At 73.8% G+C, this 24,973-nt stretch carries 23 protein-coding genes and 2 pseudogenes; 15 read left to right on the top strand and 10 right to left on the bottom strand.

Translation table 11 applies throughout. From position 1 onward, the window contains the following. Positions 1-16: 16 nt before the first annotated feature. Positions 17-1,294, bottom strand: coding sequence for an FAD-dependent monooxygenase (locus ACF06X_RS28560; protein WP_392290162.1), 1,278 nt, complete (start codon positions 1,292-1,294; stop codon positions 17-19). A 175-nt stretch (positions 1,295-1,469) separates the two neighbouring features. Here ACF06X_RS28560 and ACF06X_RS28555 point away from each other — a divergent pair. From ACF06X_RS28555 to ACF06X_RS28535, 5 genes and pseudogenes are all read left to right on the top strand, one after another. After that, positions 1,470-1,961, top strand: a pseudogene (locus ACF06X_RS28555) (TetR/AcrR family transcriptional regulator); the annotation flags it as partial. 60 nt (positions 1,962-2,021) lie between these two features. Beyond that, the gene (locus tag ACF06X_RS28550; protein WP_392290201.1) at positions 2,022-2,507 is read left to right on the top strand and encodes an SRPBCC domain-containing protein; all 486 of its coding nucleotides are present in this window, start codon (positions 2,022-2,024) and stop codon (positions 2,505-2,507) included. A 176-nt stretch (positions 2,508-2,683) separates the two neighbouring features. Beyond that, the gene (locus ACF06X_RS28545; protein WP_392290161.1) at positions 2,684-4,036 is read left to right on the top strand and encodes an Ig-like domain-containing protein; all 1,353 of its coding nucleotides are present in this window, start codon (positions 2,684-2,686) and stop codon (positions 4,034-4,036) included. Between the two features lie 106 nt (positions 4,037-4,142). Further along, positions 4,143-4,451 (top strand): CU044_2847 family protein, encoded by a 309-nt coding sequence (locus ACF06X_RS28540; protein ID WP_392290160.1) that lies wholly within the window; start codon positions 4,143-4,145, stop codon positions 4,449-4,451. 103 nt (positions 4,452-4,554) lie between these two features. Continuing rightward, on the top strand, positions 4,555-4,809 hold the full coding sequence (locus ACF06X_RS28535) for a hypothetical protein (RefSeq protein WP_392290159.1): 255 nt from the start codon (positions 4,555-4,557) through the stop codon (positions 4,807-4,809). Between the two features lie 70 nt (positions 4,810-4,879). Here the strand turns inward: ACF06X_RS28535 and ACF06X_RS28530 are convergent, their stop codons facing one another. Further along, positions 4,880-6,553, bottom strand: a complete 1,674-nt coding sequence (locus tag ACF06X_RS28530) for a poly(3-hydroxybutyrate) depolymerase (RefSeq protein ID WP_392290158.1) — start codon at positions 6,551-6,553, stop codon at positions 4,880-4,882. Positions 6,554-6,723: 170 nt separating this feature from the next. Between ACF06X_RS28530 and ACF06X_RS28525 the strand changes: the two genes are divergently transcribed. Together ACF06X_RS28525 and ACF06X_RS28520 are read left to right on the top strand one after the other, a co-directional pair. After that, positions 6,724-7,239, top strand: a complete 516-nt coding sequence (locus ACF06X_RS28525) for a tetratricopeptide repeat protein (RefSeq protein ID WP_392290157.1) — start codon at positions 6,724-6,726, stop codon at positions 7,237-7,239. Between the two features lie 113 nt (positions 7,240-7,352). After that, positions 7,353-8,465, top strand: coding sequence for a hypothetical protein (locus tag ACF06X_RS28520; protein ID WP_392290156.1), 1,113 nt, complete (start codon positions 7,353-7,355; stop codon positions 8,463-8,465). Positions 8,466-8,567: 102 nt separating this feature from the next. Here the strand turns inward: ACF06X_RS28520 and ACF06X_RS28515 are convergent, their stop codons facing one another. Beyond that, positions 8,568-10,217 (bottom strand): MFS transporter, encoded by a 1,650-nt coding sequence (locus ACF06X_RS28515; protein ID WP_392290155.1) that lies wholly within the window; start codon positions 10,215-10,217, stop codon positions 8,568-8,570. Between the two features lie 88 nt (positions 10,218-10,305). On the opposite strand from ACF06X_RS28515, the gene ACF06X_RS28510 reads away from it, so the two are divergent. Beyond that, on the top strand, positions 10,306-11,202 hold the full coding sequence (locus ACF06X_RS28510) for a LysR family transcriptional regulator (RefSeq protein WP_392290154.1): 897 nt from the start codon (positions 10,306-10,308) through the stop codon (positions 11,200-11,202). Positions 11,203-11,335: 133 nt separating this feature from the next. Then, positions 11,336-12,250, top strand: a complete 915-nt coding sequence (locus tag ACF06X_RS28505; protein WP_392290153.1) for a DMT family transporter — start codon at positions 11,336-11,338, stop codon at positions 12,248-12,250. On the opposite strand, the gene ACF06X_RS28500 is transcribed toward ACF06X_RS28505, so the two are convergent. The 3 genes and pseudogenes from ACF06X_RS28500 to ACF06X_RS28490 form a co-directional block, all read right to left on the bottom strand. Beyond that, complete coding sequence (locus ACF06X_RS28500; protein WP_392290152.1) at positions 12,225-13,595, bottom strand: M20 family metallopeptidase; 1,371 nt, start codon at positions 13,593-13,595, stop codon at positions 12,225-12,227. The two genes, ACF06X_RS28505 and ACF06X_RS28500, sit on opposite strands and share 26 nt — an antisense overlap. 112 nt (positions 13,596-13,707) lie before the next feature. Then, positions 13,708-15,362, bottom strand: a pseudogene (locus tag ACF06X_RS28495) (acyl-CoA dehydrogenase family protein). Beyond that, positions 15,346-15,963, bottom strand: coding sequence for a TetR/AcrR family transcriptional regulator (locus ACF06X_RS28490; RefSeq protein ID WP_392290151.1), 618 nt, complete (start codon positions 15,961-15,963; stop codon positions 15,346-15,348). Before ACF06X_RS28490 ends, ACF06X_RS28495 begins: the two are co-directional and overlap by 17 nt. 102 nt (positions 15,964-16,065) lie before the next feature. On the opposite strand from ACF06X_RS28490, the gene ACF06X_RS28485 reads away from it, so the two are divergent. Next, positions 16,066-16,809: a uridine kinase gene (locus ACF06X_RS28485; protein ID WP_392290150.1), complete on the top strand. Its 744-nt coding sequence runs from the start codon at positions 16,066-16,068 to the stop codon at positions 16,807-16,809. Between the two features lie 230 nt (positions 16,810-17,039). Here the strand turns inward: ACF06X_RS28485 and ACF06X_RS28480 are convergent, their stop codons facing one another. Next, a complete protein-coding gene (locus ACF06X_RS28480) occupies positions 17,040-17,624 on the bottom strand; it encodes a TMEM165/GDT1 family protein (protein ID WP_392290149.1) in 585 nt (194 codons plus the stop codon). Between the two features lie 326 nt (positions 17,625-17,950). Between ACF06X_RS28480 and ACF06X_RS28475 the strand changes: the two genes are divergently transcribed. From ACF06X_RS28475 to ACF06X_RS28465, 3 genes are all read left to right on the top strand, one after another. Then, positions 17,951-18,544 (top strand): TetR/AcrR family transcriptional regulator, encoded by a 594-nt coding sequence (locus ACF06X_RS28475; RefSeq protein WP_392290148.1) that lies wholly within the window; start codon positions 17,951-17,953, stop codon positions 18,542-18,544. Positions 18,545-18,576: 32 nt separating this feature from the next. Next, the gene (locus tag ACF06X_RS28470) at positions 18,577-20,070 is read left to right on the top strand and encodes an MFS transporter (RefSeq protein ID WP_392290147.1); all 1,494 of its coding nucleotides are present in this window, start codon (positions 18,577-18,579) and stop codon (positions 20,068-20,070) included. Between the two features lie 112 nt (positions 20,071-20,182). Further along, positions 20,183-21,319, top strand: coding sequence for a PP2C family protein-serine/threonine phosphatase (locus tag ACF06X_RS28465; protein ID WP_392290146.1), 1,137 nt, complete (start codon positions 20,183-20,185; stop codon positions 21,317-21,319). 7 nt (positions 21,320-21,326) lie between these two features. Here the strand turns inward: ACF06X_RS28465 and ACF06X_RS28460 are convergent, their stop codons facing one another. After that, a complete protein-coding gene (locus tag ACF06X_RS28460; protein ID WP_392290145.1) occupies positions 21,327-22,235 on the bottom strand; it encodes a hypothetical protein in 909 nt (302 codons plus the stop codon). 143 nt (positions 22,236-22,378) lie between these two features. Then, the gene (locus ACF06X_RS28455; RefSeq protein WP_392290144.1) at positions 22,379-22,801 is read right to left on the bottom strand and encodes a cupin domain-containing protein; all 423 of its coding nucleotides are present in this window, start codon (positions 22,799-22,801) and stop codon (positions 22,379-22,381) included. A gap of 52 nt (positions 22,802-22,853) precedes the next feature. Here ACF06X_RS28455 and ACF06X_RS28450 point away from each other — a divergent pair, with 52 nt between their 5' ends. Then, positions 22,854-23,843: a GlxA family transcriptional regulator gene (locus tag ACF06X_RS28450; protein WP_392290143.1), complete on the top strand. Its 990-nt coding sequence runs from the start codon at positions 22,854-22,856 to the stop codon at positions 23,841-23,843. Between the two features lie 93 nt (positions 23,844-23,936). Here ACF06X_RS28450 and ACF06X_RS28445 read toward each other — a convergent pair whose 3' ends face one another. Then, complete coding sequence (locus ACF06X_RS28445; RefSeq protein ID WP_392290142.1) at positions 23,937-24,521, bottom strand: nucleosidase; 585 nt, start codon at positions 24,519-24,521, stop codon at positions 23,937-23,939. Positions 24,522-24,653: 132 nt separating this feature from the next. Here ACF06X_RS28445 and ACF06X_RS28440 point away from each other — a divergent pair, with 132 nt between their 5' ends. Continuing rightward, complete coding sequence (locus ACF06X_RS28440) at positions 24,654-24,857, top strand: cold-shock protein (protein WP_392290141.1); 204 nt, start codon at positions 24,654-24,656, stop codon at positions 24,855-24,857. The last annotated feature ends 116 nt before the right edge of the window (positions 24,858-24,973 follow it).

Genomic DNA, 24,973 nt, shown 5'->3' with positions numbered 1-24,973 from the left:
ATAGCCCCCTTCGCACCTATTCAACGCTTCTCCCGTCCCGGGCGGAGGGCTGAGGCAGGGACGGCGGCGTCCAGTCCGCGTGCCGCAGGATCATGCGTACCGCCGCGCCCGAGGGTGCCAGCCGAAGCGCCGCGTTGCGCAGGGCCACGGCCGCCGGGTGGCTGAGCTGCTGCCCCATGCGGCCGGCGCGACGGGCGGCGACCGTCACGGCCTGGGCGCGAGGGCGGCGTTCGGCGTCGTACGAGGCCAACGCCGCCAGGACGCCCGTGCTGTCCGTGCTGTCCGTGCTGTCCGTGTCGGCCGTGTCGGCGGTCCGGTCGTGCCGCGCCAGACAGGCGGCGAGCACGACAGCGTCCTCCAGGGCCTGACAGGCGCCCTGGCCCAGGTTGGGGGTCATCGCGTGGGCGGCGTCGCCGAGGAGTGCTACGCGGCCGGAGGCGAAGGACGGGAGCGGGGTGACGAGTTCGTGGATGTCGTGGTGGAGCACGGCCTCGGGGCGGGTCGCGTCGAGCAGGTCGGGAATGGGCCGGTGCCAGCCACGGAACCGCCCACGGATCACGGCGAGTGGATCGGCGTGACGGATCCCGGGCGGGGAGTTGAGGACGGCGTGCCACTCCGCGCGCCCGTCCTCGAAGGCGATGTGACCGAACTCGGCGCCGCGCCCCCAGGTGATCTCGAAGTCCGTCGGCAGGTCCAACGGCCGGTCGGTGACGGCGCGCAGGACGGTCGAGCCGCTGTGGGCCGGACCCGGGTGCTCGGGGAAGAGCAGCGCCCGGACGCGGCTGTTGACGCCGTCGGCCGCCACCACCAGATCGGCGTCCAGGTGCGACTCGGTCGCGGGCGAGCCCTCGGCGGCCCGCGTACGGAGGTGGACGCGGACGCGATCCGGTGAGAGCGACGAGTGGTCGAGGCCGGTCAGCTCGGCGCCGATGGTGAGGGTCTCGGGCGGGAGGGCCGCGCGCAGGATCCGGTGCAGGGTGGCGCGGGGGATGCCGACGATGGGCGTACCGAGCGCGCGTTCGAGGGCGGTGCCGTCCATTCTGGCCAGCCAGGAGCCGCCCGGCGTCCGCGTGCCCCCGGTGTACTGGCCGCGGGCGGCCGCCCGGACCTCGGTCCCGACACCGAGGGCGTCGAGGGCCCGAACGCCGTTGGCCGCCAGCGAGATCCCGGCGCCCGCGTCGTCGAGGATCCGGGCGCGCTCCACGACCGTCACCTCCCAGCCGATCCGCCGCAGTCCGAGGGCTGCGGCGAGCCCGCCGATGCCCGCGCCGACGACGACAGCGGTGTTCCCCATGGTGAACCATCCCTTCTCCGGAGTTCTTCGCCATGTTCTTCTACAGGTGTAGAAGGTTAGCGCCAGGTCTCTACAGGTGTAGAAATGGGGGGTGACCTCCGACCGACGCCCCGCCGCCACCGAGCGCCGTACCCTTCTCGCCGACGCCGCGATCGGCGTCCTCGCCGACGCGGGGATGCGCGGGCTCACCCACCGCGCCGTCGACGCCGCCGCAGGGCTCCCGGCCGGCACCACCTCCGCGTACTACCGCACTCGCTCCGCCCTGCTGACCGCCCTCGTCCGCCGTCTGGTCGAACGGGACCAGGCCGAGCTGCGCGCGGCCGGGGAGCACCTCGACGAGCCCCGCTCCGCCGCCGAACTCGCCCACGCCACCACCGCGCTCGTCACCGCCCGCCTCACCGGCGAGGGTCGGCGCCGGTCCCTCGCCCGCTACGCCTGCACCGTCGAGAGCGTGCGGGACCCCGAACTCCGGGACATCCTGGTGGCGCGCGAGAACCCCGCGCGGGACGCGGTACGCCGCTTCCTCGCCGCCCACCGGGTCGAGGACCCGGAGGGGCGCACGCTCACGCTGCTCAGGTGCGTGGACGGTCTCGTGTTCGACCGGGTGGTCCGAGGTGGAGACGTCTCCGTGGAGGAGGTCGAAGGTCTGGTGGCGGCGGCGTTGCGGCCCGCCGGCCCGGGCGTCGTCGACACGCAGCAGCCGCACGTCAGCAGGGAGCAGAGCCCGATGGACAGCAACGCCTTCGTCTACACCACCTATATCCGCACCACCCCCGAGGAGCTCTGGCAGGCCCTCACCGACCCCGCCTACACGCGCCGCTACTGGGGTGTGGCCTTCGAGACGACATGGGCCGCCGGTTCGCCGATGGTCTGGGACGAGGGCGGCCGCAAGACCGCCCACCCCGACCAGGTGGTCCTCAAGGCCGACCCCGGCCGGCTCCTCTCGTACACCTGGCACACCTTCACGCCGGAGTGGGCCGAGGCGGTCGGCATCGACGACGAGACGTACGCCAAACTCGCGAAGGAACGGCGTTCGAAGGTGACCTTCGCGATGGAACCGGCAGGGGACACGGTCAAGCTCACCCTCATCCACGACGAACTGGAGCCCGACGGCATGGTCCGCAGCCTCGTCGGCGAGGGCTGGCCGGCCCTGCTCTCCAGCCTCAAGTCCCTCCTGGAGACCGGCGAGGAACTGCCGGAGCCGCCGCGCTGAGCCACCGCGTGGGTACGGGGGTACATGGGCGCACTGGGGCATTGGTGCATTGGTGCATTCGAGTCGTGTCGGACGACACCGCGCGCCACACGCCGCCGCGTGATCATCGTTTCCTCCCTTCATCCGTTTTGATGCTCGGGTCGACATCCACCGGTCGGAGGAGGAGGCGGTCCGACGTGCCGTCACGCGGAAAGACCCAAGGGTGGGGCGCGCTGTTCCTGGCGATCGGCGCCGTACTCGTGACCACCGCCGGACAGCACCCGGCCAAGGCGACGCGCACGTCCCGGGCCGGCGACGCGTCCGCTCCCTCCATGATCGTCTCCGTGAGCGGGTGCGGGGCCGCCGGAAGGCTCTGCCGATCCGCCCCGCACGCCCTCCTGCTCTCCGGGAGGAAGGACCTCACGGCCGAGCCGTTCGCGCTCGACGCGCGCACACCCGCTCCGATCGCGGTCGCGCTGAAGACGCCGGGCCGGCTCACCGACGTCACCCTCGCCGACGAGCGGGGGCGCCATGTCGCCGGCCGGGTGAGCGCCGACGGCGCCCGCTGGACGAGCGAGGCCGCCCTCCTCCCCGGCGGCCGCTACACCGCCCGCCTCACCGTCGAACGCGCCGGGACCGGCAGCGGTCCCGAACGGCGCTCGGCGCGCCTGGAGTTCCGCACCGGAAAGGCGCCGGCGGGGGAGCGGCTCGGCGTCACGTTCGGTCCCGCTCCCGGCCGGACATACGGTGTCGGGCAGCCCATCACCGCCGAGCTGAGCCATCCCGTGGAGGCCGAGGACCCGGAGGCCCGCCGCGCCGTCGAACGCGCCCTCGACGTACGGTCCGAGCCGCACGTCGAGGGAGCCTGGCACTGGGTCGGCCCCACGACGCTCCACTACCGGCCCCGGGCCTACTGGCCCGCCCACGCCACCGTCCGGGTCCGCAGCGGCCTCGACGGGGTCCGTGTCACAGAGCGGCTCCACGGGGGACCGTCCGCGCCCCTGACGCTCATGACCGGCGACCGGATCGAGGCCGTCACCGATGTCGCCACCCTGCGGATGACCGTGAAGCGCAACGGCCGGGTCGTCCGCACGATCCCCGTGACCACGGGCAAGGCCGGCTACCGGACGCGGGTCGGCGTGAAGGTCGTCCTCGGCAAGGAGCCGACGGTCCGGATGCGGGGCGACTCCATCGGCATCGCCCGCGGCAGCCGGGACTTCTACGACCTCAAGGTCCGCTGGGCGACCCGGGTCACCTGGAGCGGCGAGTACCTGCACGCGGCCCCCTGGTCGACGGACGCCCAGGGCCGGGAGAACGTCAGCCACGGGTGCACGGGCATGAGCACCGAGGACGCGGCCTGGCTCTTCCGTACCCTCCGCGAGGGCGATCTCGTCGAGGTGGTCAACGGGTACGGGAAGCGGATGACCCCCTTCGGCAACGGCTACGGCGACTGGAACCTGAGCTGGGACGCGTGGCGGCGGGGCAGCGCCCTCGGCCCGGCCGCGACCCCCGCGGGCCGCCCCTCCGGCGGCCTGCGACCGGCGCTGTGACCGGCGGCGCGCCGACCGGTCGCCCCGGTCGTCCTCGGTGATACTGGCGCCCTGCCTCACCACCCGTACCCGTGCCCGTACCCGATCCGTACCCGAAGGAGCCGTGATGCCGGACGTCACCAGGGTCGAGCTCGGGGACGCCGTGCTCTACGTGGAGGCGGAACGGCTCGGGCCCGAGCCGGGCCTCGAAGGCGTACGCGACCACGTCCCGGACCTCTCCGGCGTCACCAGCGCCCTCGCCTCCTTCGCCGGGCAGCTGAGCGACGCCCTGCACCGGGCGGCGCCGGACCGGGCGTCCGTCGAGTTCGGCTGCCAGCTGGGCATCGACGCCGGCGGACTGACCGCGCTCATCGTCAAGGGCAGCGGCAGCGCCAACCTGCGGGTGACACTGGAGTGGACCAAGTCCCCGGACTGAGCCGCTCGATCCCCGGCGCCCCCGGGGTCACCAGGCCCGTCTCGTACGCGACGACCACCGCCTGCGCCCGGTCGCGCAGCGCCAGCTTCGCGTCGACCTCACCATGCGGCCGGGGAACCCGTTCTTCGGGGAGGAGCCGGCGCGGGAACGGAGCGACGCCGAGCCCGAGGCGCTGCTGCGCGCCGTGCCCGGGGCGGCCGAGGTGACCTCCGACGTGATCGTCGACCTCTCCCTCGCGACCGCTCCGACAGTGACCCTGCCGGTGCTCGCCGGCGTCACGCTCGCCCTGCTCGGCGCGCTGGTCCCGGCCAGGCGGGCGGCGCGGCTGACCATCTCGGAGGCGTTGCGCAGCGAGTGAGGCGTGAGACGTGAGGCGTGAGGGGCCAGGTGGCGGCGGGCCGGCCGCCGGCCACGCCCCGGCACGGCCCCTAGCGGTACTCGACCGTCAGCGTCACCGGAGTGTCCCTGTTGACGAAGAGGTACGCCGTGGACAGCGGCGCGGACTCGAAGCGCAGCCGCACCTGGGTCGTGCCGGTCCGGTCGAGGGCCGCGAGGGCCTCGGGCGACAGGTCCGTCGAGGTGGCGCTGCCCGAGGAGAAGGCGGCGACCCGCGCCCCGCCCGCCACCGTGGCCGCGGCCGACCAGTCCGAGGCCTCGACCGCGCACGCCCCGAAACAGCCGGTCCGGACGTCCGCCAGGAGCCGGTTGCCCGCGGGCGAGGCCCATGGGTCGCCGGACCCGCTGCTCCGGCTCACCGTCAGATACGCCCGGGTGATCTCCTTGCCCGCCGGGATCCTCGACGTGTCGAACGACAGCAGCGTCCGGTTCACCTTGCCGTCGGTGCCCCGGCCGAGGGCGAGGCCGTAGGTGTCCTCCAGTGTGCCGGCCGTCGCGCCCGAGCCGTCCGCCGCGGCCTTCACATAGCCGTCCTGGGCGTCCACGCTCGCCAGCGTGATCCGGTCGGCCGCGGGCGGGGGAGGAGGCGGGGGCGTGGAACCGCGCAGCGCCCGGACCATGGCCATCACCGCCTCGATCTGCTGTCCGCCGTGCTGCGCGTAGGCGGAGTCGCCGAGGTAACCCCACCAGTTCCAGCAGCCGTTGGGGTTCTCCGGCGTGGCCGTCGCGGCGGCCTGCGGGTAGAGCACGATCATGTCGTTGGTGTCGGCGTACTCGTTCAGATACGCCTTGTCGACGAACTGGGTCCCGAAGCCCTGATAGCCGTACCCCTGCTTGCAGCCGTGCAGGGCGACCATCAGAGCGCAGACCGCGCCGTCGGAACACGACCTCGGCACGTACACGAAGCCCTTGTCGCCCATGGACAGCGCCGCCGCTCCGCCCGGGGTGTAGGCGTTCTGGTCGAACTGCGTGAGCGTGCCGCCGGGGGCGGCGCTCGGGGCCGCGACGGAGCCCAGGAGATGGCCGAGCAGATCGCGCTCGGCGTCGATGCCGCAGTTGTTGATCCACGGAGTCTGCGTCACCGCACAGGCGTTGGGGCCGAGCGGGCTGATCCAGGCGTGCCCGGCCGGGGAGGAGCGGTCGTACCGGACCGACGCGCCGAAGCGGCCGTAGTAGTCCGCCAGCGCGTCGGCCACCGGCCGCTTCACCGTCGCGTCGCCCGAGCCGCTGAAGACGTACACCGGGTCGCCCGCGAGGTTCGCCACCGGGTCGACGAGTCCCCGCGCCGACCGGTCCCGGGTGGTCTGCTCCAGCTTCGTGAGCTGAAGGTCCTGTGTGGTGTTCATGCAGGCGTTGAGCGCGGTGGAGAGCGTGTTCTGGGCGCAGTCGTACGGCCCGGAGGCGAAGGCCGCCGAGCCGCTGAACGTACCGGAGTACGCCACGTGGAGCTGCGTGGCCATGTAGCCGCCGGACGATATGCCGGCGCTGTAGACGGCGTCGACGTTGTACGGCCGCAGCTCACCGGGGACGGGAACGGGAGCGGAGACGGGGGCGGAGGCGGTGGCGGCGGCCGTCGCGGGGGAGGCGCCCGGGAACAGCGCCGTGGCGGCGAGGAGCAGCAGGGCCGTCAGCCGGCCCGTGCGCCGGCGAAGGCGAGGACGGCACGGGCGGGGACGGCGCGGGCGGTCGGGGCGGAGTGGTCGCATGGAATCTCCCGGGCGGCTCGATTCGGGCGGGTGCGTGGCCGGGACACTAGAGGTGTGCCGGACCGGCTCCTATGGGCCCGGCCGCCACAACGACGGTGCGGGAATATGGCGCTCCGTCACCTGGCAGCCCCCTACGGCGGCCGCCCGTCGCCGCCTGCGACGATGACCCCATGAATGCGAGCGACGAGGCGCGGGACGGGCTGCTGGCCGCAGCGGTACGGCTGCGGGAAGGGGGCCGTCAGGAGGAGGCGCGGACCCGCCTGGTGGAGCTCTCCGCGCGGTACCCCGACGACGCCGAGGTGGCGTACCAGACCGCCTGGGCGCACGACGTGCTCGGCCTGGAGGCCGAGGCCGTGCCCTTCTACGAGCGGGCCCTCGACGGCACGGGCGCGCCCGCCCTGTCGACCGAGGACAGGCGCGGCGCGCTCCTCGGCCTCGGCAGCACGTACCGCGTCCTCGGCCGCTACGAGCAGGCCGTCGCCACGCTGCGCCGCGGGACCGAGGAGTTCCCCGACGACGGGGCGCTGCGCGCCTTCCTCGCGATGGCCCTCTTCAACACGGGCGACCACCACGAGTCGGCCCGGCTGCTCCTGAACCTGCTCGCCGCCACGAGCGACGATCCGTACGTCCGCAGGTACCGGCCGGCCATCGAGCACTACGCGCGGGACCTGAACGAGACCGTCTGAAGCGCTGGGAGGGGAGGGGCACCCGTCACGCCCTCGCACCCTGGCTCTGACCTCGCCATATCGTTGGCCTGGATTATTGCGGAGAGTGATCAAGTGGGGGATGATTCCCGCTCGTGACAGTCTTCCTCGCCGTCGTACTCGGCGTGTTCCTCTGCGGGCTCTACCGCCTCTTCATCGTTCCTCGCCGAGTCGGGCGCTGGGTCGGATCCGGCTTCGTGGCCTCCGACTACGGCCTCGCGCCGCGCGAACAACTCGACCCGGGGCGCCCCGGCCCGCCCCCGGCGCCGTACCGGATCAAGGAGAGGCAGGCCGTGGCCGACGCGGCGTGGGAGGGGGACTGGCGGGCCGCCGAGGCCTACGTCAGGGCGGCGGGCGAGGACTGGGACGAGCACTGGTCCCGGATCGAACTCCTGTGGCAGGTCGCCCGCGAGGACGACGCCTGGCTCGACGCGTGGCGTGCGGCCCAGCCCCGGAACTGCGACGCGGCGACCCTCCACGCCAAACTGATGGTCCATCGCGCCTGGGAGATCCGGGGCGGCGCGTACGCCCACGAGGTCCCGAAGGAGCGGATGAACCGCTTCCGCGCCATGCTCCCGGCCGCTATCGAGGAGGCGCGGAAGGCAGCGCTGCTCGATCCCGTGAACCCCGGACCCTGGGTCGTCATGATCACCGCGGCCCGCGGGGCGCAGTACGGCCACGACCAGTTCCAGCCCCTCTGGGAGGAGCTGGTCGCCCGCGCTCCCCACCACTACGAGGGGCACTGGCAGACCCTCCAGTACTGGTGCGCCAAGTGGTTCGGCAGCGACCGGCGGATGATGCGGTTCGCCCGGGAGGCGGTCCGCAAGGCACCGCCGGGCAGCCCGCTCGCCGGAATTTACCTGCATGCCCTGAGCGAGCTGACCGGACGCTCCGGCGCTTCCGCGCTTTCCGCCACGCCTGCGGCGAAGGGCATCCTGAAGCAGGTCGCGGCATCGTTCGACGAGGTCGCCCCCGACGACGAGCGCCTCCCCGCCCTGCGCCACCTGCTGGCGCACTACATGCTCCGGTCGAGGATGTACGCCGCCGCCCTGGACCAGTTCCGGCTGATCGGCCCGTGGTGCGGCGCCGAACCGTGGCGCAAGGACGGCGACCCCGCGGCGGCCTTCGAGACGGCCCGCGGCACTGCGGCCAAGCTGTCCCGGGCACCTTCCATCCCGACGCCGCAGGTCCAAGGGATAGGCCGCTAGGGGCGCCTTGCCGATCATGCCGGTGCGGGGGTTCGCGGAGGACGCTCCCCGCGGCGTCACGCCTGACTGTCCGGCGACCGGGATCGGCCTGGCCTGAAGTACCTAGTCGTTGACGGCGGTCAGCAGGACGACAGCGTCGTCCAGGGCCGTCAGGCCGTGGCGTTCCTTCGGGATCATGCGGAGCTGGCCCGTCGACAGGTCCTCGGACCGGTCCGCCGCCGTCAGGCGGACGCGGCCGCGGAGGACCTGGAGGCTCGCCGCCGGCGGGGCGTTGTGTTCGTCGAGGACCGTGCCGGAGACCAGGGCGATGACGCTCTGCCGGAGCACTCCGTCGTGGACCACCAGATGGGCGCTCCGGCCGTGCGCGTCGGCGTGCGCCTTGGCCAGATGCTCGTCGGCGAGGGCTGCGAGATCCTGCATCGTTTCTCCCTGCGGGGTGCGCGGGTCGTGAGTCTTAGCCTCGCGCCTGTCACGCGTGACGCAACTCGGGACACCACGTCGGGCCACGGCGACCACCACAGCGGCCACGGCCGAGAACCCCACCGCGGCAAGGACCGCCGCCGTCCAGCCGTACGCCCCGTACAGCCACGCCGCCGACAGCGAGCCGAGCGCTCCGCCGCCGAAGGAAGAGAGCATGAAGACGGTGTTGACGCGGGCCGCGACCGAGGAAGGGAGGCCGAAGATCCGCGCCTGGTTGGCGACCTGGCTCGCGCTGGTGCCCAGGACCAGCAGATTGGCGCCGACCACCAGCGCCACGGGGGACCGCGCGCCGAACCCGACGAGGGCCAGGGAGACGGCGAGGCAGAGCAGCGACCAGGTGTTGACCGCCTCCGCGCCGAAACGGTCCGCGAGCCGTCCCGCGTACGCCGACAGCAGCGCGCCGGGCACGCTCAGCAGCCCGAAGAGCCCCGCCACTCCCGGTCCGAAGCCGAGCGGAGGGGCCGCCAGGTGAAAGGCGAGCGTCGCCCAGAAGACGCTGTACGCGGCGAAGACCGTCGCCCCGATCGCCGCCGAGACGCGCACCTCCCGGTGGTCGACGAGGAGGCGCGGCAGGCTCCCGAGCAGCCTGCGGTACGGCAGCCGGTGCCCCACCGTGCCCGCGCGGTCGGGCAGGGCGCGCGGCAGCAGGAACAGCAGCGCGGCGGTGGCCGCCGCGGCCACCACATAGGCCGTACGCCAGGTCCCGCCGGCGTCGGAGGCCGCGCCCGAGACGGTGCGGGAGACGGTCGAACCGAGGGTCAGCCCCAGGCCGAGCGCGCCGACGGCGCGGCCACGTCGCCCCGGCCCGGCGAGTGCGGCGGCCACGGGGGTGAGGACCTGCGGCAGGACCGTCGTCGTGGAGAGCGCGAGGGTGGCGAGCGTCAGGACGAGGAGGTTCGGCGCCACCGCGGCGACGAGCAGCCCGCAGCTGGTCAGGGCCAGAAGGACGCTGGTGAGGCGGCGCAGCCGGGCCGTGTCGGCCAGTGGCACGATGAGCAGGATCCCCAGCGCGTACCCGACCTGGGCGACCGAGGCGACCAGGCCGGCGGTCTGCTCGGAGACGCGCAGCCCCCGGGCGACTGCCGCGAGCAGCGGCTGCGGGAAGTAGAGGTTGGCGACGGTCACGGCGCCCGCCACGGCCATGAGCAGCACCGGCGGACGCCCGGCGGGACGGGCGGCGGGACGACCCGCGGCCCGCGGCGCGGGCGTGGTGGCGGGTCCGGGTGCGGGTTCGGTAGCGGGCGCCGGCGCCCGGCCGGTCGGAAGTTCCATGGGCTCCAGGCTGCTGCCCGCCGCCCCGGCCGATCAAGGTGCGACAATGCAACCGGCGTTTAGCGAGGCTCAACGATGGGGGCGGTCGATGCTCGAACGGCACGAGCTGGAGACGTTTCTGACGCTCGCCGAGGAGCTCCACTTCGGCCGCACCGCCGAACGGCTCGGCGTCTCCACCGGACGGATCAGCCAGACCGTCAAGAAGCTCGAACGCCGGGTCGGGACACCGCTGTTCGCGCGCACCAGCCGTAGCGTCCGCCTCACCCCGGTCGGCCGCCGCCTCCATGAGGACCTGCGTCCGGTCCGCCTCCAGATGCTCGCGGCCCTCGAGCGGGCCGTCGCCGCAGGGCGGGGCGTCCACGGCACCCTCAGGGCAGGCTTCGCCGCACCCTGGAGCGGCGAGCTGCTCACGGCGGCGGCCGACGCCTTCCTCGCCCGCCATCCGGGCTGCGAGATCCGCGTCCGTGAGGTGCCGCTCGACGGCGGCTTCCAGCCCCTGCACGACGGCGAACTCGACCTCCACCTCACGGCCTTCCCGGTCCGCGAACCGGGCATCACCGCCGGCCCCGTCCTCGCCGCCGAGCCCCGGGTCCTCCTCGTCCCCGCCGCGCACGGGCTGGCGCGCCGCGCCTCGGTCTGTCTCGAAGACCTCGCCGGTGTCCCTCTGGTGGCCCCGGCCGGGGCCAACCCCCGCTACTGGCTGGACGCCCACTACCCCGAGCGCACCCCCACAGGGGCCGTCATTCCCCGCGGCCCGGTGGCGGCGACCTGGCAGGAGGTCCTCTCCCAGGTGAGCGCAGGCCGAGGCGTCTCGCCAGGCGCCGCACGAGGCGCCCGCTACCACCCGCGCCCGGGCATCGCCTACGTACCGCTGCGGGACGCGCCACCGGTCGAGTACGGACTGATCTGGCCCACGGCCGCCGAGAACGCCCTGATCCGGGCCTTCGCCGAGGCCGTCACGGGAGCCGCTGATGTGCGCCCGTGACATGCGCCCCTGACGTGCGCCTGTGACATGCGCCCGTGACGTGCGCCCCTGACATGCGCCCTGAGATGGCCCGCCCCGGGTGGGCGGGTGTGTCCCGGGCGGGCCCGGGAACCGGCGCGGCTACGGTGATCCGGTGCAGCGAGCCGCAGACCGCCTGACGCTCGTCGCGTTCCTCGCCACCGCGGTCCTCGCGGGCGGAAGCGCGGTCGGCGTCCGCTTCAGCAACCGCGAACTCGATCCGCTGTGGGGCGCTGCCCTGCGCTTCGGCGCCGCCTCCCTGCTGCTCCTCGCCGTCATGGCCGTACGGAGACTGGAGTTCCCGCGCGGCAGGGCGCTCGCCGGAGCCGTCCTCTTCGGCGTCCTCAACTTCGGTGTGACGTTCGCGCTCGCGTACTACGCGCTGGTCCGCATCCACGCCGGCTTCGGCCAGACCATCCTCTCCCTGGTCCCGCTGGCCACCCTGCTGCTCGCGGTGGCGCAGCGGCTCGAACGGTTCCGGCTCATGGCGGCCGTCGGCACGGTCTTCGCCGCGGCGGGCGTCGCCGTCATCTCGCAGGCCTCGATCGAGGGCGACGTGCCCCTGCTGTCCTTCCTGGCGATCCTCGGCAGCATGCTGGCGTTCGCGCAGGCCACCGTGCTGGTACGACGGCTCCCGAAGGTCCACGCGGTGACGATGAACGCGGTGGGCATGACGGCCGCCGCGGTCCTGCTGTTCGCCGGCTCGCTCGCGGCCGGCGACACCTGGCGGCTGCCGGACCGCGCGGTGACCTGGTGGGCGCTCGGCTACCTCGTGGTCGGCGGCTCGGTCCTGACCTTCGTCCTCTATCTGTTCGTGGTCCACCGGTGGGACGCCTCACGCGCCTCGTACGTCTTCGTCGTCGTCCCGGTCGTCACCATCGTCCTCTCGGCCTGGCTCGACGACGAACCCCTCACCTCCTGGCTGCTGCTCGGCACCCCGCTGATCCTGCTCGGCGTCTACCTCGGCGCCCTGCGCAAGCGTCCCGGCCCCACTTCCCAACTTCCTAGACAGGGGCCGCCGCGCCCGTGAGGTGGTCGTACGCCATGTGCGCGTGCAGGCGGACGCCCGTGACGAGCGTGTCGTCGTCGGCGTAGAAGCGCGGGTTGTGGTTGGTGACCAGGCCGCGTCCGTCCGGCAGCGGCAGCGGGCGGCCGTCGGCGTCCAGGGAGGCGTCCTGGACGCCGAGCATCACGTACAGGCCGCCGAAGCGGTTCACGAACTCCGAGACGTCGTCGTATCCGAGCGTCGCGCCCGTCTCCACCGTCCGCTCCTCGCCCACCACCCGTCGGATCGTCGGCAGTCCCGCCTCGACCCACTCGGCGCTGTTGTGCACCGGCGGAACGGGCTGGAGGTACGTGACGGAGGCCGTGGCGCCGTACGCCGCCGCGGTGTGCTCGGCCAGCGTCGTCAGCCTCCGCCGTACCTCGGCCATGTCCGATTCCACCGCGCAGCGGACAGTGCCCCACAGGGTCACCGTCTCGCCGATGATGTTGAACCGCCCCACGTCCTCGACGTGCCCGATGGACACCGTGATCGCGTCGAACGCGGAGACCTGCCGGTACAGCTGGCCGATGCCGGTCAGGACCGCGCCTGCCGCCGGCATCGGGTCGATGCCCTGCCAGGGGGTCGAGCCGTGCGTCTGCTCGCCGGTGATCACGATCTTGAGCAGGGTCGAGGCACCGTACTGGTTCCCGACCCGGAAGCCGACGTACCCCTTCGGGTAGGGCGTGACGTGCATCCCGAACGCCATCGTCGGCACCGGGTCGGTGAACGCGCCCGCCTCGACCATCGCCCGCGCGCCGCCCTCCTCGGTGACCGGCGGGCCCTCCTCGGCGGGCTGGAAGACGAACAGCACCGTCCCCGGCAGCCGCTCCCGCGCCTCCGCGAGAACGGTGGCCGCGCCCATGAGCATCGCCGTGTGACAGTCGTGGCCGCAGGCGTGCGAGACGGGGAACGGGCCACCGGGATAGGCGGCGTCCACGACGTCCGAGGCGAACTCCTCGCCGCACAGGTCCGGGACGGGCAGCGCGTCCATGTCCGCCCGTAGCGCCGCCACCCGCCCGCCCGGCGCGCCGCCGCGCAGGACGCCGACGACACCGTGTCCGGCGATCCCGGTACGGACCTCGTCGAGGCCCAGGGAGCGCAGATGGTCCGCGACGAACCGGGCGGTCCCGGCCTCGCGGTTGGGGAGCTCGGGGTTCCGGTGCAGATGCCGTCGCCAGGCCACGACCCGGGCCGCCACCTCCTCGGCACGCCGGTCCAGTTCCTCATGGACGGCCGCGCCACCGTCGGGGTTGACCGTCCCGCCACCGCCGGCCGCCGCGCCGTCCTGGGAGGCCGCCGCGCGGCCGTCATGGGTCTCTGCGCTGCTCAAGGGGCACGTCCTCTCGGAGTACGACCGTCCCTTCAGCGTCGCATCCCGCCCCCGCCCCCGCCCCCGTCACGCTCGCCCGCCGCGCGGATCTCGTCCCGCACCCGCCGCCGCGTCAGGCCGGGACGGCCGCCCCCGGCGTACCGCGGGCGATGATCGTCGCCGTGTCCACGCCGGGCGGCAGCGTGCCGAAGGCGATGCCCCAGTCGCTGTCCAGGCGCGAGGCGCAGAAGGCGTCCGCCACCGCCGGGTGACCGTGGCGGACGAGGAGGGAGCCCTGCAGGACCAGCGCCATCCGTTCGACCAGGCGGCGCGCCCGGTACTGGACGGCGGCGGCGTCGCCGAGGTCGCTCAGGTCCTTGCGCAGCCGGGCCGTGGCGGCGTCGAGGCGCCGGTCGGCGCCCGCGGCGCGGTCGATCTCCGCGAAGAACGCGTCGACCGCCTGCGGCTGCCGCCCCATGGCCCGCAGCACGTCGAGCGCGGCCACGTTGCCCGAGCCCTCCCAGATGGAGGGGAGCGGGGACTCGCGGTACAGCCGGGGGAGTCCCGAGTCCTCGACGTAGCCGTTGCCGCCCAGGCACTCCAGCGCCTCGGCCGCGTGCGCGGGGGCCCGCTTGCACACCCAGTACTTCGTCACCGCGAGACCGATCCGGCGCAGCAGCTCCTCGTCCGCGTCGCCCGCGGCCGCCCGGTCCACCGCCCCGGCGAGCCGCAGCCCCGCGATCGTCGCCGCCTCCGCCTCGACCGCCAGGTCGGCCAGGACGTTCGTCATCAGCGGCTGGTCGACCAGCCGGGCACCGAAGGCGCCGCGGTGCGTGGCGTGGTGCACCGCCTGGACGAGCCCCTGGCGCATGCCGGAGGCCGAACTGACCGCACAGTCGAGGCGGGTCATGTTCACCATCCGGATGATGGTCGCCACGCCTCGGCCCTCCTCGCCGACCAGACGCCCCAGAGCGCCTTCGTACTCGATCTCGGAGGAGGCGTTGGACCGGTTGCCGAGCTTGTCCTTGAGCCGTTGGAGGCGGATCGCGTTGCGCGTGCCGTCGGGCAGGACGCGCGGCACCAGGAAGCAGGAGAGTCCCCCCGGCGCCTGCGCCAGGGTGAGGAACACGTCCGACATCGGCGCCGAGGTGAACCACTTGTGGCCGGTCAGCGCGTAGAGACCTCCTCGCCGGTCGGCACCGCCCGTGTCGTGTTGGCGCGGACGTCCGATCCGCCCTGCTTCTCGGTCATCGACATCCCGGCGATGACGCCCCGCTTCGATGTCGGCTCGCGCAGCCCGAAGTCGTAGAAGGGGGAGGCGAGAAGCGGCTCGTAGACCTCGGCGAGGTCGGGCTGGGCGCGCAGGGCGGGCACGGCCGCGTACGTCATCGAGATCGGACACAGGTGGCCCGGGTCGGCCTGCCCCCACACGAACACCTTGGCCGCCCGCGCCACATGGGCGCCCGGCCGCTCGTCGCGCCACGGCGCCCCGTGCAGACCGTGCCGCACGGCGACGGTCATCAGCTCGTGCCAGTACGGGTGGAACTCCACCTCGTCGACGCGGTGGCCGTAGCGGTCGTGCGTGTGCAGCACCGGGGAGTTCCGCTCGGCGAGGCGCCCCCACTCCTGGGCCTGTTCGCCGCCGGCCAGTACACCGAGTTCGCGCACCTCGGCCTCCGCCCACCCTCCGCCCTCCCGGCGCAGGCTCTCCAGCAAGGCCGGGTCGGCCGAGACGTCGTAACCGCTCAGCGGCGGGACCTGATTGGTGACCTCATGCGTGCTCGGCATCGGGAACTCCCAGGGCTCTCAGGGTGAAGGTGACCAGGGCGGGTACGGTGTCGGGTCCCACGCTGCCCGCCGCCAGGGGGCCGACGAGCGCCTCCGCGCCCGCTCCCACGAGGGCGGAGGCGGTCAGCGAGGCGTCCTGCGGGGGCAGTTGTCCGGAGCGCACGCCCTCCGCGATCTGCTCGGCGAACACATCGCGGAACGCCCGCCGGAACACCAGCCGTTCGGCGTCCACGGCCGGGTCGACGGGCTCGGCGAGCAGGGCGTAGGCGAGGCGCGGGGACTTCAGGGCCCGGTTCGCGAACGTCTCGATGACGGCGACGACCCGCTCGGCGGCGTCCCCACCGTCGGGTCGCCGGGCCGCCTCGGACACGGCGGCCACCTCGCGGGAGACCACGGTCCGGAACAGCTCGACGGCCAGCTCCCCCTTGCTGGGGAAGTGGCGGTAGACGCTCCCGGTGGCGATCCCGGCCCGCGCGGCGACCGCGGCCATCGTGCAGCCGGCGTATCCCTGCTCGGCGAGCAGCCCGAGCGCCGCGTCCACGACGACGGCGCGCCGATCGTCGAGCCGGGCCTGGACGGCAGGCGTGCGTCGGTAGGGCATGGAAGAAGTGAAGCAGTGATTCACTCCTTCATCAAGGCTCGGGAACGGCGCTCCGTTCACCCGGAGCCGCGTGGGGCCGGGCCTGTCGATAGGTTCGGGCGCATGACCGCTCAGCCTGCCCCCGTGCATCACTCGTCCTCGACCTGGCGGCAGCCGGTGCCTCCCTCGGCCTCGGTCGAACGCGCCGCGCTGATCGAGGAGGTCGCGGAGGCGATTCTGGCGCGCGGCCCGGGGCGGCTGCTCGTCGGTGTCGACGGGCTCACCGCGGCCGGGAAGACGAGCTTCGGGCACGAGCTGGCCGAGTGGATCGCGAACGCCGGGCGGCCCGTGCTCCGGGCGACGCTCGACGACTTCAAGAAGCCGTGGAAGGACCGGCACCTCTACGACCGCGAATCCGGCGAGGGCTACTACCGCAACGCCTACGACTACGAGCTGGTCAAGCGGCTGCTCCTGGACCCCTGCCGGAATCCCGGCGCGGACGCCTGCGCCCTGTGCGGCATCGACCCGCTGACCCAGCGGGACCACTCCGCCGAGCGGACCCCGCTCGCGCCGGACGCGGTGCTCGTCGTGGACGGCGTCTTCGCCTTCCGGCCGGAGATCGACTCCTTCTGGGACTACCGCGTCTGGATCGACATCGACGCCGAACTCTCCGTACGACGGGGCGCGGAGCGCGACCAGGACTGGGCGGGATCCGACGCCGAGTCCCTCCACCGTGACCGGTACCTGGTGGCGGAGCGGATCTACCTCGACGAGGTCGACCCGCTGCCGAGGATGGACGCCTTCGTCGACAACACGGACTTCGGCCGGCCCCGCCTGCTGCCGCCGCCCGCGCCGAAGCGAAGGTGACGCCCGCCGATCACCCGACGCGACGGCTCCGAAGCCCTTGTCGTCCGTACCGACTACACCCATGAGGACGGCTGGCGGGTCGTCAGGTCGCCCCTCACCGCGGATCCCGAGCTCACCGCGCGCATCGTCGACGATCCCGAGGGGGTCTTCCGGGGGTTCTGAGGGAGGAGTGCGGGAGGTTACGGGGGAGAGCGCCCGGGCCGGTGAAGGCACGGGCGCTCCCGCTTCCGTCAGCCGACGAAGATCTCGGTCAGGGACCAGATCGCGAGAGCCGCCATGCAGAGTCCGCCGATGCGCTGCACCGTCTTCAGCGGGACGCGCTTGGCGATGAAACGGCCGGCGACCAGGGCGAGTGCCGAGACGCTCATCAGGGCCGCGGCGGAGCCGATCGCCGTCGACCAGGTGCCGTTGGTGGCGGCGAGGTTGGCGGTGGTGATCTGCGTCAGGTCGCCCCACTCGCTGATGAAGACCGCCGTGAACGCGGTGGAGTAGACGGGCCAGAAGCCCGTCACCGTCCTGCCGCCGGCCTCGTCCCGCTCGTCGTCGTCCCCGCCGCGCAGCAGCATGAAGGCGCCGAAGGCGAACAGCAGGGCGGAGACGAGCTTGACGATCCAGTCGGGCAGCAGGCCGAGGAGGCTGCCGGCGCCCACGGCGATGGCGACGTGCGCGAGGAACGCGGTCGAGGTGCCGAACCAGACGTACAGCGGACGCATGCGCGTGCCCATCGCGAGGGACGCGAACATCGTCTTGTCGGGAAGCTCGGCAAGGAAGATCAGCCCGAAGGCGGTCAGAATCGCCAAGGGGTCGAGGTGCATACCGGGGGCTCTCTGCTCGGTTCCGGGCCGGGATCCACACGGCACCTCGGAGGGCGACGGGAAGAACCACTCGGCCCGGCATGACGGACCACACCCGCGGGACGCGGGCATGGCGAATGCCTGGCCGAAGGTCTCGCCCGCCCGCGCTTCCGCGTGGACCCGGTCACCGGGAACCCGAGGGCTCCAGTGTGTCGACGACCGGTTCGCAGGGCTACTCCCCTTCGCTGGCGACCAGTGTAGCGGAGCCCTCCTCCGGCGCCGCCGCCCTCGGCCCCCTCCTCCGATCTTGGTAGACACTGTCTACGGCCGACTGGTAGACAGTGTCCATGAACGAAGAAGCCGAGGCCGGCCTGCGCGGCCGCCTGATCGACGCCGGAGTCGAGCTGGTGCACGCGGAAGGCGCACAGGCCCTGTCCCTGCGCGAGATCGCCCGGCGCGCGGGCGTCTCCCACGGCGCCCCGCGCCGCCACTTCCCGACCCACCTGGACCTGCTCTCGGCCATCGCCCGCGAGGGCTTCGCCGATCTCGCCGACCGGGTCGCCGCCACCCTCGCGGCGGGACACGACGGCCCGCGCGCCGAACTCGACGCCCTCGCCCGCGCCTACCTCGACTTCGCGCTGACCCACCGCGGCATGTACGAGCTGATGTTCCGCCACGACCTGCTGGAGAGCGGCCGGCTCGGACTGCGCGAGACCAGCCTTCCGCTCTTCGAGCTCCTCACCCGGCTCGTCGGCCGCGCCCGCCCCGGCGCCGGCCCCGAACCCTCCCTCGTCGCCGGCGCGCTCTGGGCGAACCTCCACGGCATCGCCCAGCTGTGGGGCTGGGGAAGCCTCCAGCTGGCCGCCGGAACGGACACCGTCGAACCGCTGCTCCGCGCCGCGGTCGACGCCCACCTCGGACCGGCGGACCCGGCCCGGTGATACGTCAACGCCGTCTCACCCTCGCCTGCAGCGTGATCGGGGCCGCCGTCGTCGCCCTCGACGGAACCGTCCTCACCCTTGCCCAGCCCGTACTCCAGCACGACCTCCACGCCGACTTCGCGCAGGTGCAGTGGACCAGCACCGGCTATCTCATCGCGGTCGCGAGCCTGCTCGTCTTCGCGGGCCGGCTCGGCGACCGCTACGGCCACCGCAGGATCTTCGCCCTCGGTACGCTCGGCTTCGCCGCCGCGTCGGCCGCTGTCGCGCTCGCCCCGGGCATCGGCTGGGTCATCGCACTGCGCGTCCTGCAGGGGGTCTGCGGGGCGCTGCTGCAGCCCGCCACCCTCGGCATGCTGCGCGCCGCGTACCCGCCGGGCCGGCTGGCGATGCCCATCGCGCTGCGCGCCAGCGCCATCGGCCTCGCGGCCGCGGCGGGCCCGCTCGTGGGCGGCGCGCTGGTGAGCGCGTACGGCTGGCGTTCCGTCTTCGCCCTCACCGTGTTCCCCGCCCTCGCGATCGGGCTCCTCGCCCTCGCCGTCCCGGCGTCGTCACCCCCGACCGCGTCCCCGGCCGCGTCCCCGGTCCGGCCGCCGGGGGCACCGCCCGCGCCGGCCGCGTCCGTCGAGCCGTGCTTCCCGCCCGCGTCGCCCACTTCTGCCCCGGCGGACCGGGGCAGGTCGGGGGAGACCCGAGCCTCCCTCGACCTGCCCGGTGCCTTCCTGCTCGCCGTGACCCTGGCCTGCCTGGTCCACGTCCTCGTCGCGGCACCGGTGTCGGGCCTCACCGGGGGTACCGCCGGCACCGGGCTCGCCCTCGCCGCGGCGCTCGTGGCCGGGGCGCTCCTCGTACGGCACGAGCGCCGCGCCGCCCACCCGCTGCTGCCGCCCGCCCTCCTGCGCTCGCGGCCCGTCGCGGCCGGCCTCGGAGCTCTCCTCGCCGCGTCGGCCGCCCTCTTCGGCTCCCTCTTCGTCGCGACGCACTTCCTCCAGGACGTCCGGGGCCTCGACCCCCTCACGAGCGCCGTGTGGACACTGCCCCTCGCCGTCGTGATGGTGCTCGGCGCGCCCGCCGTCGCCCTGGCGCAACGCCGGTTCGGACCCCGCCGTACGGCCGTGGCGGGAGGCCTCCTGCTCACCCTCGGCGTCCTGCTGCTCTCCCGGCTCGACGAGCGGGCCACGGCCGTGACGACCGGCGGCTGCTTCGTCCTGCTCGGCGCCGGATTCAGTACGGTCATGGTCACCGCCACCGCCGCCGTCGTGAAGCGGGCGGCCGCCGCCGAGGCCGGGGTCGCCGGAGGGCTCCAGCAGACCGCGATGAACACCGGCCCCGTGCTCGGCGTCGCCACGGCGACCCTGCTGATGACCCTCGATCCCTCCGCCGGGTTCGTCCCCGCCATGGGCACCACGCTCCTCGCCCTGGCGGCGGTCGCCGCACTGGGCGCCGCCGCGGCCCTCGGGCTGCCGGGCGGATCGGCGGAGCCACAGCCACGGGAAGCGGAACGTCCACGGCCCGCGCTCCACCCCTGACACCGGGGCCCGGCCCGCCATCGCGGCTCCCCCCGTACAAGCCCGTACAAGCCCGGACACGCCCGGCGGGCAGCGACCCGGCCTCGCCGCCCGCCCTGCGTACGATCACGAAATGCCCACCGGAGGTCACCGCCACCGTCGTCGCCGCTCCTGGCCCCGGCCGCACACGCAGATCACCATCGGCCGCGCGCTGCCCGTCCTCGTCATGGTCCTGACGGTGGTCGTCGACATCCTCACCCCCGACCGGGAACGCTTCGACCGGCTCCTCGTGGCGGCGCCCGCCCTCGCCGCCGTCACCTGGAGCGTCCGGGGAACAGTCGTCATCGGGCTGGTCGCCATGGCGCTGCGCGGGCTGCTCGGCGCGCTCAGGGGCGAGCCGGTCGCGCCCGACCTCCTCGCCAACGAAACGGTCCTGGCGATCGTGACCGCGGGCGCCGTCTGGGCCAGCCGCGTGCGGGCCCGCCACGAGCGGGACCTGCGGGAGGTCACCGCCGTCGCGGAGGTCGTCCAGCGGGTCGTGCTGCGCCCGCTGCCGCCCCGGCTCGGCCCCGTCGCCCTCCATCTGCTGTACGTCGCCGCCGCGGCCAAGGCCCGGATCGGCGGCGACTTCTACGAGGCCGTCCGCGTGCCCGGCGCCGTACGGCTGATGCTCGGTGACGTCCAGGGCAAGGGACTCGGCGCGGTCGAGACCGCCTCCGTCCTGCTCGGCTCCTTCCGCGCCGCCGTCGACGACGCCCCCGACCTGCCCGCGCTCGCCGACCGGCTGGAGGCGGGCCTGAGCCGCTTCGGGGACTGGGAGCCCGCCTCGGAGGCGGCCGAACGCTTCGCCACCGTCGTCCTCGTCGAGATCCCCGACGACACGGACGTCGTACGTCTCCTCAGCTGCGGCCACCCCGCCCCCCTGCTCCAGCACGGCGCGCGGGTGCGTCCCGTCGAGTTCACCGAGCCCTCGCTGCCGGTCAGCCTGGCCGGGCTCGCCGACGCCGGCCACCGCGTGGAGGAGGTGCCCTTCGAGCCCGGGGACCGCCTGCTGCTGTTCACCGACGGAGTGAGCGAGACCCGCGACCGCACCGGCACCTTCTACCCCTTGGAGGAGCGGATGCGCAGCTGGGCGGCGGAGCCGGGAGAGCGGCTTCCGACCCTGCTCCACCGGGATCTGACCGCCTACGGGGCCGACGGCCTCGACGACGACGTGGCCGCGATCCTCGTCGAACGGCTTCCCGCCCCGGAACTCGTGCGCGCGCCGTGAGCGCGGTTCAGGACAGCTCGGGGACCGACTCGTACAGCACCGTGTGGAACCGGCCCTCCGTCTCCCGCCCCTCCGGATCGGCCCCGAGCGCCCGTACCGCCTCGACGGCGAAGCGCTGCTCGTTCTCGTCGGTGAAGAGCCGCTGCGGATAGGTCCGCGACGGGTCGGAGAAGGTCCGCAGGCCGTGGGCGGCCAGACACTCCTCGATCGGCCGGTACGAGACCGTGCGCAGCACGAAGGCGCTGACCCGCAGCGGTCGCCGCGCCCAGGGAAGCAACGCGGCGAAGGTGCGCCGGGTGAGGTAACTGCCGCCGCCGGTCAGCGTGATCAGGCCGACGTCGGCCATCGCGGCCCTCAGCCGCGGGCTCGGTGCCGCGCCCTCGTCCGCCCCCTCGTCCGCGCCCTCCTCCAGGTTCTCCGCGAAGGAGTCGTCCAGGAGCCCGACCTCGCGGGCGTACCTCAGCGCGTGGCCCGCCACGTCGAGCCCGATGACCGGGGCCGCGTCGGGACGGCGCCGGGCGGCGAAGAACTCCTTGTCGCGCACGGCGAGTTCGGCCGGGGTCAGCTCGCTGACGGCCGGATCGGTGTAGCGCGCGTACAGCTCGGCGAGCGTGACGTCGTGGTTGAGGAGGGCGGCGTTGATCCCGTACGAGCAGCACAGGTCGAGCACCGTCCCGCCCTCGCGCTCCGCCGCCGCGCGCCGGAAGGCGGCCTGGGCCTGCTGCGGAATCTCGTACTCCAGTGGGGCCAGGCGCCGGAAGTACGCCCGCGGATCGGGCTGGTCGTAGATGTCGTCGAAGCGCGCCTTGCCGCCTGTGCCGCCGGTGCCGCCTGTGCCAGTGCCACCTGTGCCGCCGGGGCTGCTCGTGCCGCCCGTGGCGTCGGTGCTGCCCGTGCCGGGCTCGGACCCGCTCATGCCTCGCGCCTCCTCGAACAGGAGCCCACCCCTCCAGGATGGGCTCGCGTCCAGGCTGACGCACCGCGTGGCCGTTCCACACGCGGGAAACCGGGCAAACCCGGTCGACCACCGTCCGCCCACCGCCCGCCACGGGCCGCACGTCAGGCGTTCAGTACGTGGCCCGTCGTCGCGTCCACGTGGTCCGGGATCTCGTCGTGGCGGTCGCCGACCGAGAGCGTGCCGGTCGGCTCGAAGAGCAGGATCGTCGCGCCGGAGGGGGCGGACGGACGGTGCTCCACCCCCTGGGGCACGGTGAAGACCGAGCCGCGCGGGAGCGTCACCGTGCGCTCGGCCCCGTCCTCCCGCAGCGAGATGCGCAGCTCGCCGTCGAGGACGAGGAAGAACTCGTCCGTGCGGTCGTGGGCGTGCCACACGTGGTCGCCGGCCACCTTGGCGACGCGTACGTCGTAGTCGTTCACCCGCGTCACGATGCGGGGGCTCCACAGGTCGTCGAAGGTGGCGAGGGCCTCGGCCAGGGCGACGGGGGCGCTGTGAGCGCTGGTCACAGGGTTCTTGGCGTTCATGGGGCCATCCTCGACCCGGCCCGCCGGTCGCGGCGAGTGCTAGAAAGAGCATATGCCGCAAGGATCCTCTCACCCCGATACCGGGCTCCACCGCGTCGTCGTGATCGTCGACGCGAACTCGAACCCCTTCGAGCTGGGCTGCGCCACCGAGGTCTTCGGCCTGCGCCGCCCGGAGCTCGGCCGCGACCTGTACGACTTCCGGCTCTGCTCGCCCGAGCCCCGCACCCTCATGCGGGACGGCTTCTTCACCCTCACCGGCGTCGCCGGGCTCGAGGCGGCCGACTCCGCCGACACCCTGATCGTCCCCAACCGGCCCGACGTCGACGTGCCGCGCCGCCCGGCCGTGCTCGACGCGGTCCGCCGCGCCCACGCACGCGGGGCACGCCTGATCGGTTTCTGCAGCGGCGCCTTCACCCTCGCCGAGGCCGGGGTCCTCGACGGCCGGCGCGCCACCGCGCACTGGCAGTGGGCGGAGTCCTTCCGTGACCGCTTCCCCTCCGTACGCCTCGAACCGGACGTCCTGTTCGTGGACGACGGCGACATCCTGACCGCCGCCGGCAGCGCCGCCGCCCTCGACCTCGGACTCCACGTCGTGCGGCGCGACCACGGAGCCGAGGTCGCCAACTCGGTGAGCCGCCGGCTGGTCTTCGCGGCCCATCGCGACGGCGGTCAGCGGCAGTTCATCGAGCGGCCGGTCCCCGACGTGCCCGACGCGTCCCTCGCGCCCCTGCTCGCCTGGGCCCAGGAACGCCTCGGCTCCCCGCTGACCGTGGCCGACCTCGCGGCCCGCGCCGCCGTCAGCCCGGCGACGCTCCACCGCCGCTTCCGGGCCGAGCTGGGCACCACCCCGCTGGCCTGGCTGACCCGTGAGCGGGTCGCGCTCGCCTGCCGTCTCATCGAGCGCGGCGAGTCCCGCTTCGAGGTCGTGGCCCGCAGCTGCGGCCTCGGGACCGCCGCCCATCTGCGCGCCCTGATGAACCGCGAGACGGGCCTGTCGCCGTCCGCGTACCGCCGCCGCTTCGGTCCGGCGGCGGCCGGCTGACCACGCTCGGCGCCGGAGGCGGTGCGCACGGGGCGGCTCGGCGGGTCTCAGGAGCAGGAGCTCTCAGACGCTCTCAGGCTGTCTCAGCAGCTCTCACGAGCGGTACGGCGTGTGCGCCTTCGCCCAGTCGGCGAGCGCCCTCGCACAGGTGGCGACCGACTCACGCCAGCTCCTGGCGGCGCTCTCGCCCGCCTCGTCGCTCACGTGCTTCACGACCCGCAGCGGCACACCGGCGACGGCGGCGGCCGTCGCGAGGGCGTAGGCCTCCATGTCGACCAGGGACGCCAGTGCGGCGAGCCGGTCCCGCGCGTCCGCGTCGGCGATGAAGGCATCACCGGTGGCCAGGGTCACGGCACCGCCGTCGGGGAGGGTCAGCGGCGCGCCGTAGGTCTCACCGGTCAGCGAGGCCAGCAGCTCGCCGTCCAGATCGTGCTGGAGGACCTTGCCGACGACATGGGTGCCCGTCCAGCCGGGACGCAGCGCCCCCGCCGTCCCCAGGTTCACGACGCCGGACGGGCGCGTGCCGCGGCCCAGTACGGTCGCGAGCGCCGTGGCCGCGTTCACCTTGCCCATGCCCGTCAGCAGGATCGGCAGATCCGTGTCGAGGAACTGCGCCTCCTCCTTCACGGCGAGCACGAGCAGGGGCCGGTCGGCGGCGATCTCTCCGATGAGTTCCATGGGGCCACGCTAATTCCGCGGGCCCGTTTCCGTACAGCCGGGGCCGGTCCGGGCCGGACGGGCGCGTCCGCCGGGACTTCCGCGCCGTGCTGAGGGACCATGGAAGTGTCCGTATGCGCCAAGGAGATCACGATGGCAACCGGAACAGTGAAGTGGTTCAACGCGGAAAAGGGCTTCGGCTTCATCGCCCAGGACGGGGGCGGCCCGGACGTCTTCGTCCACTACTCGGCCATCGCCGCCACCGGGTACCGCGAGCTCAATGAAGGACAGGCGGTCGAGTTCGACGTCGTCCAGGGCCCGAAGGGCCCCCAGGCCGAGAACGTCACCCCCGCCTGAGGCGTCACCAGGCCCGAGAACGCGTCGTGTCCGAGATCACGGCGTCAGGGCCCCCATCGCCTCATCAGTGCCGAAAGCACGTCGAAGCGCCCGGACCGCTCCCGCGGCCCGGGCGC

This window comes from Streptomyces sp. NPDC015346 (assembly GCF_043078785.1).
Classification (GTDB): Bacteria; Actinomycetota; Actinomycetes; order Streptomycetales; family Streptomycetaceae; genus Streptomyces.
The sequence above is the reverse complement of the archived record's forward strand: the minus strand, read 5'-3'. Positions and strand labels throughout refer to the sequence as shown.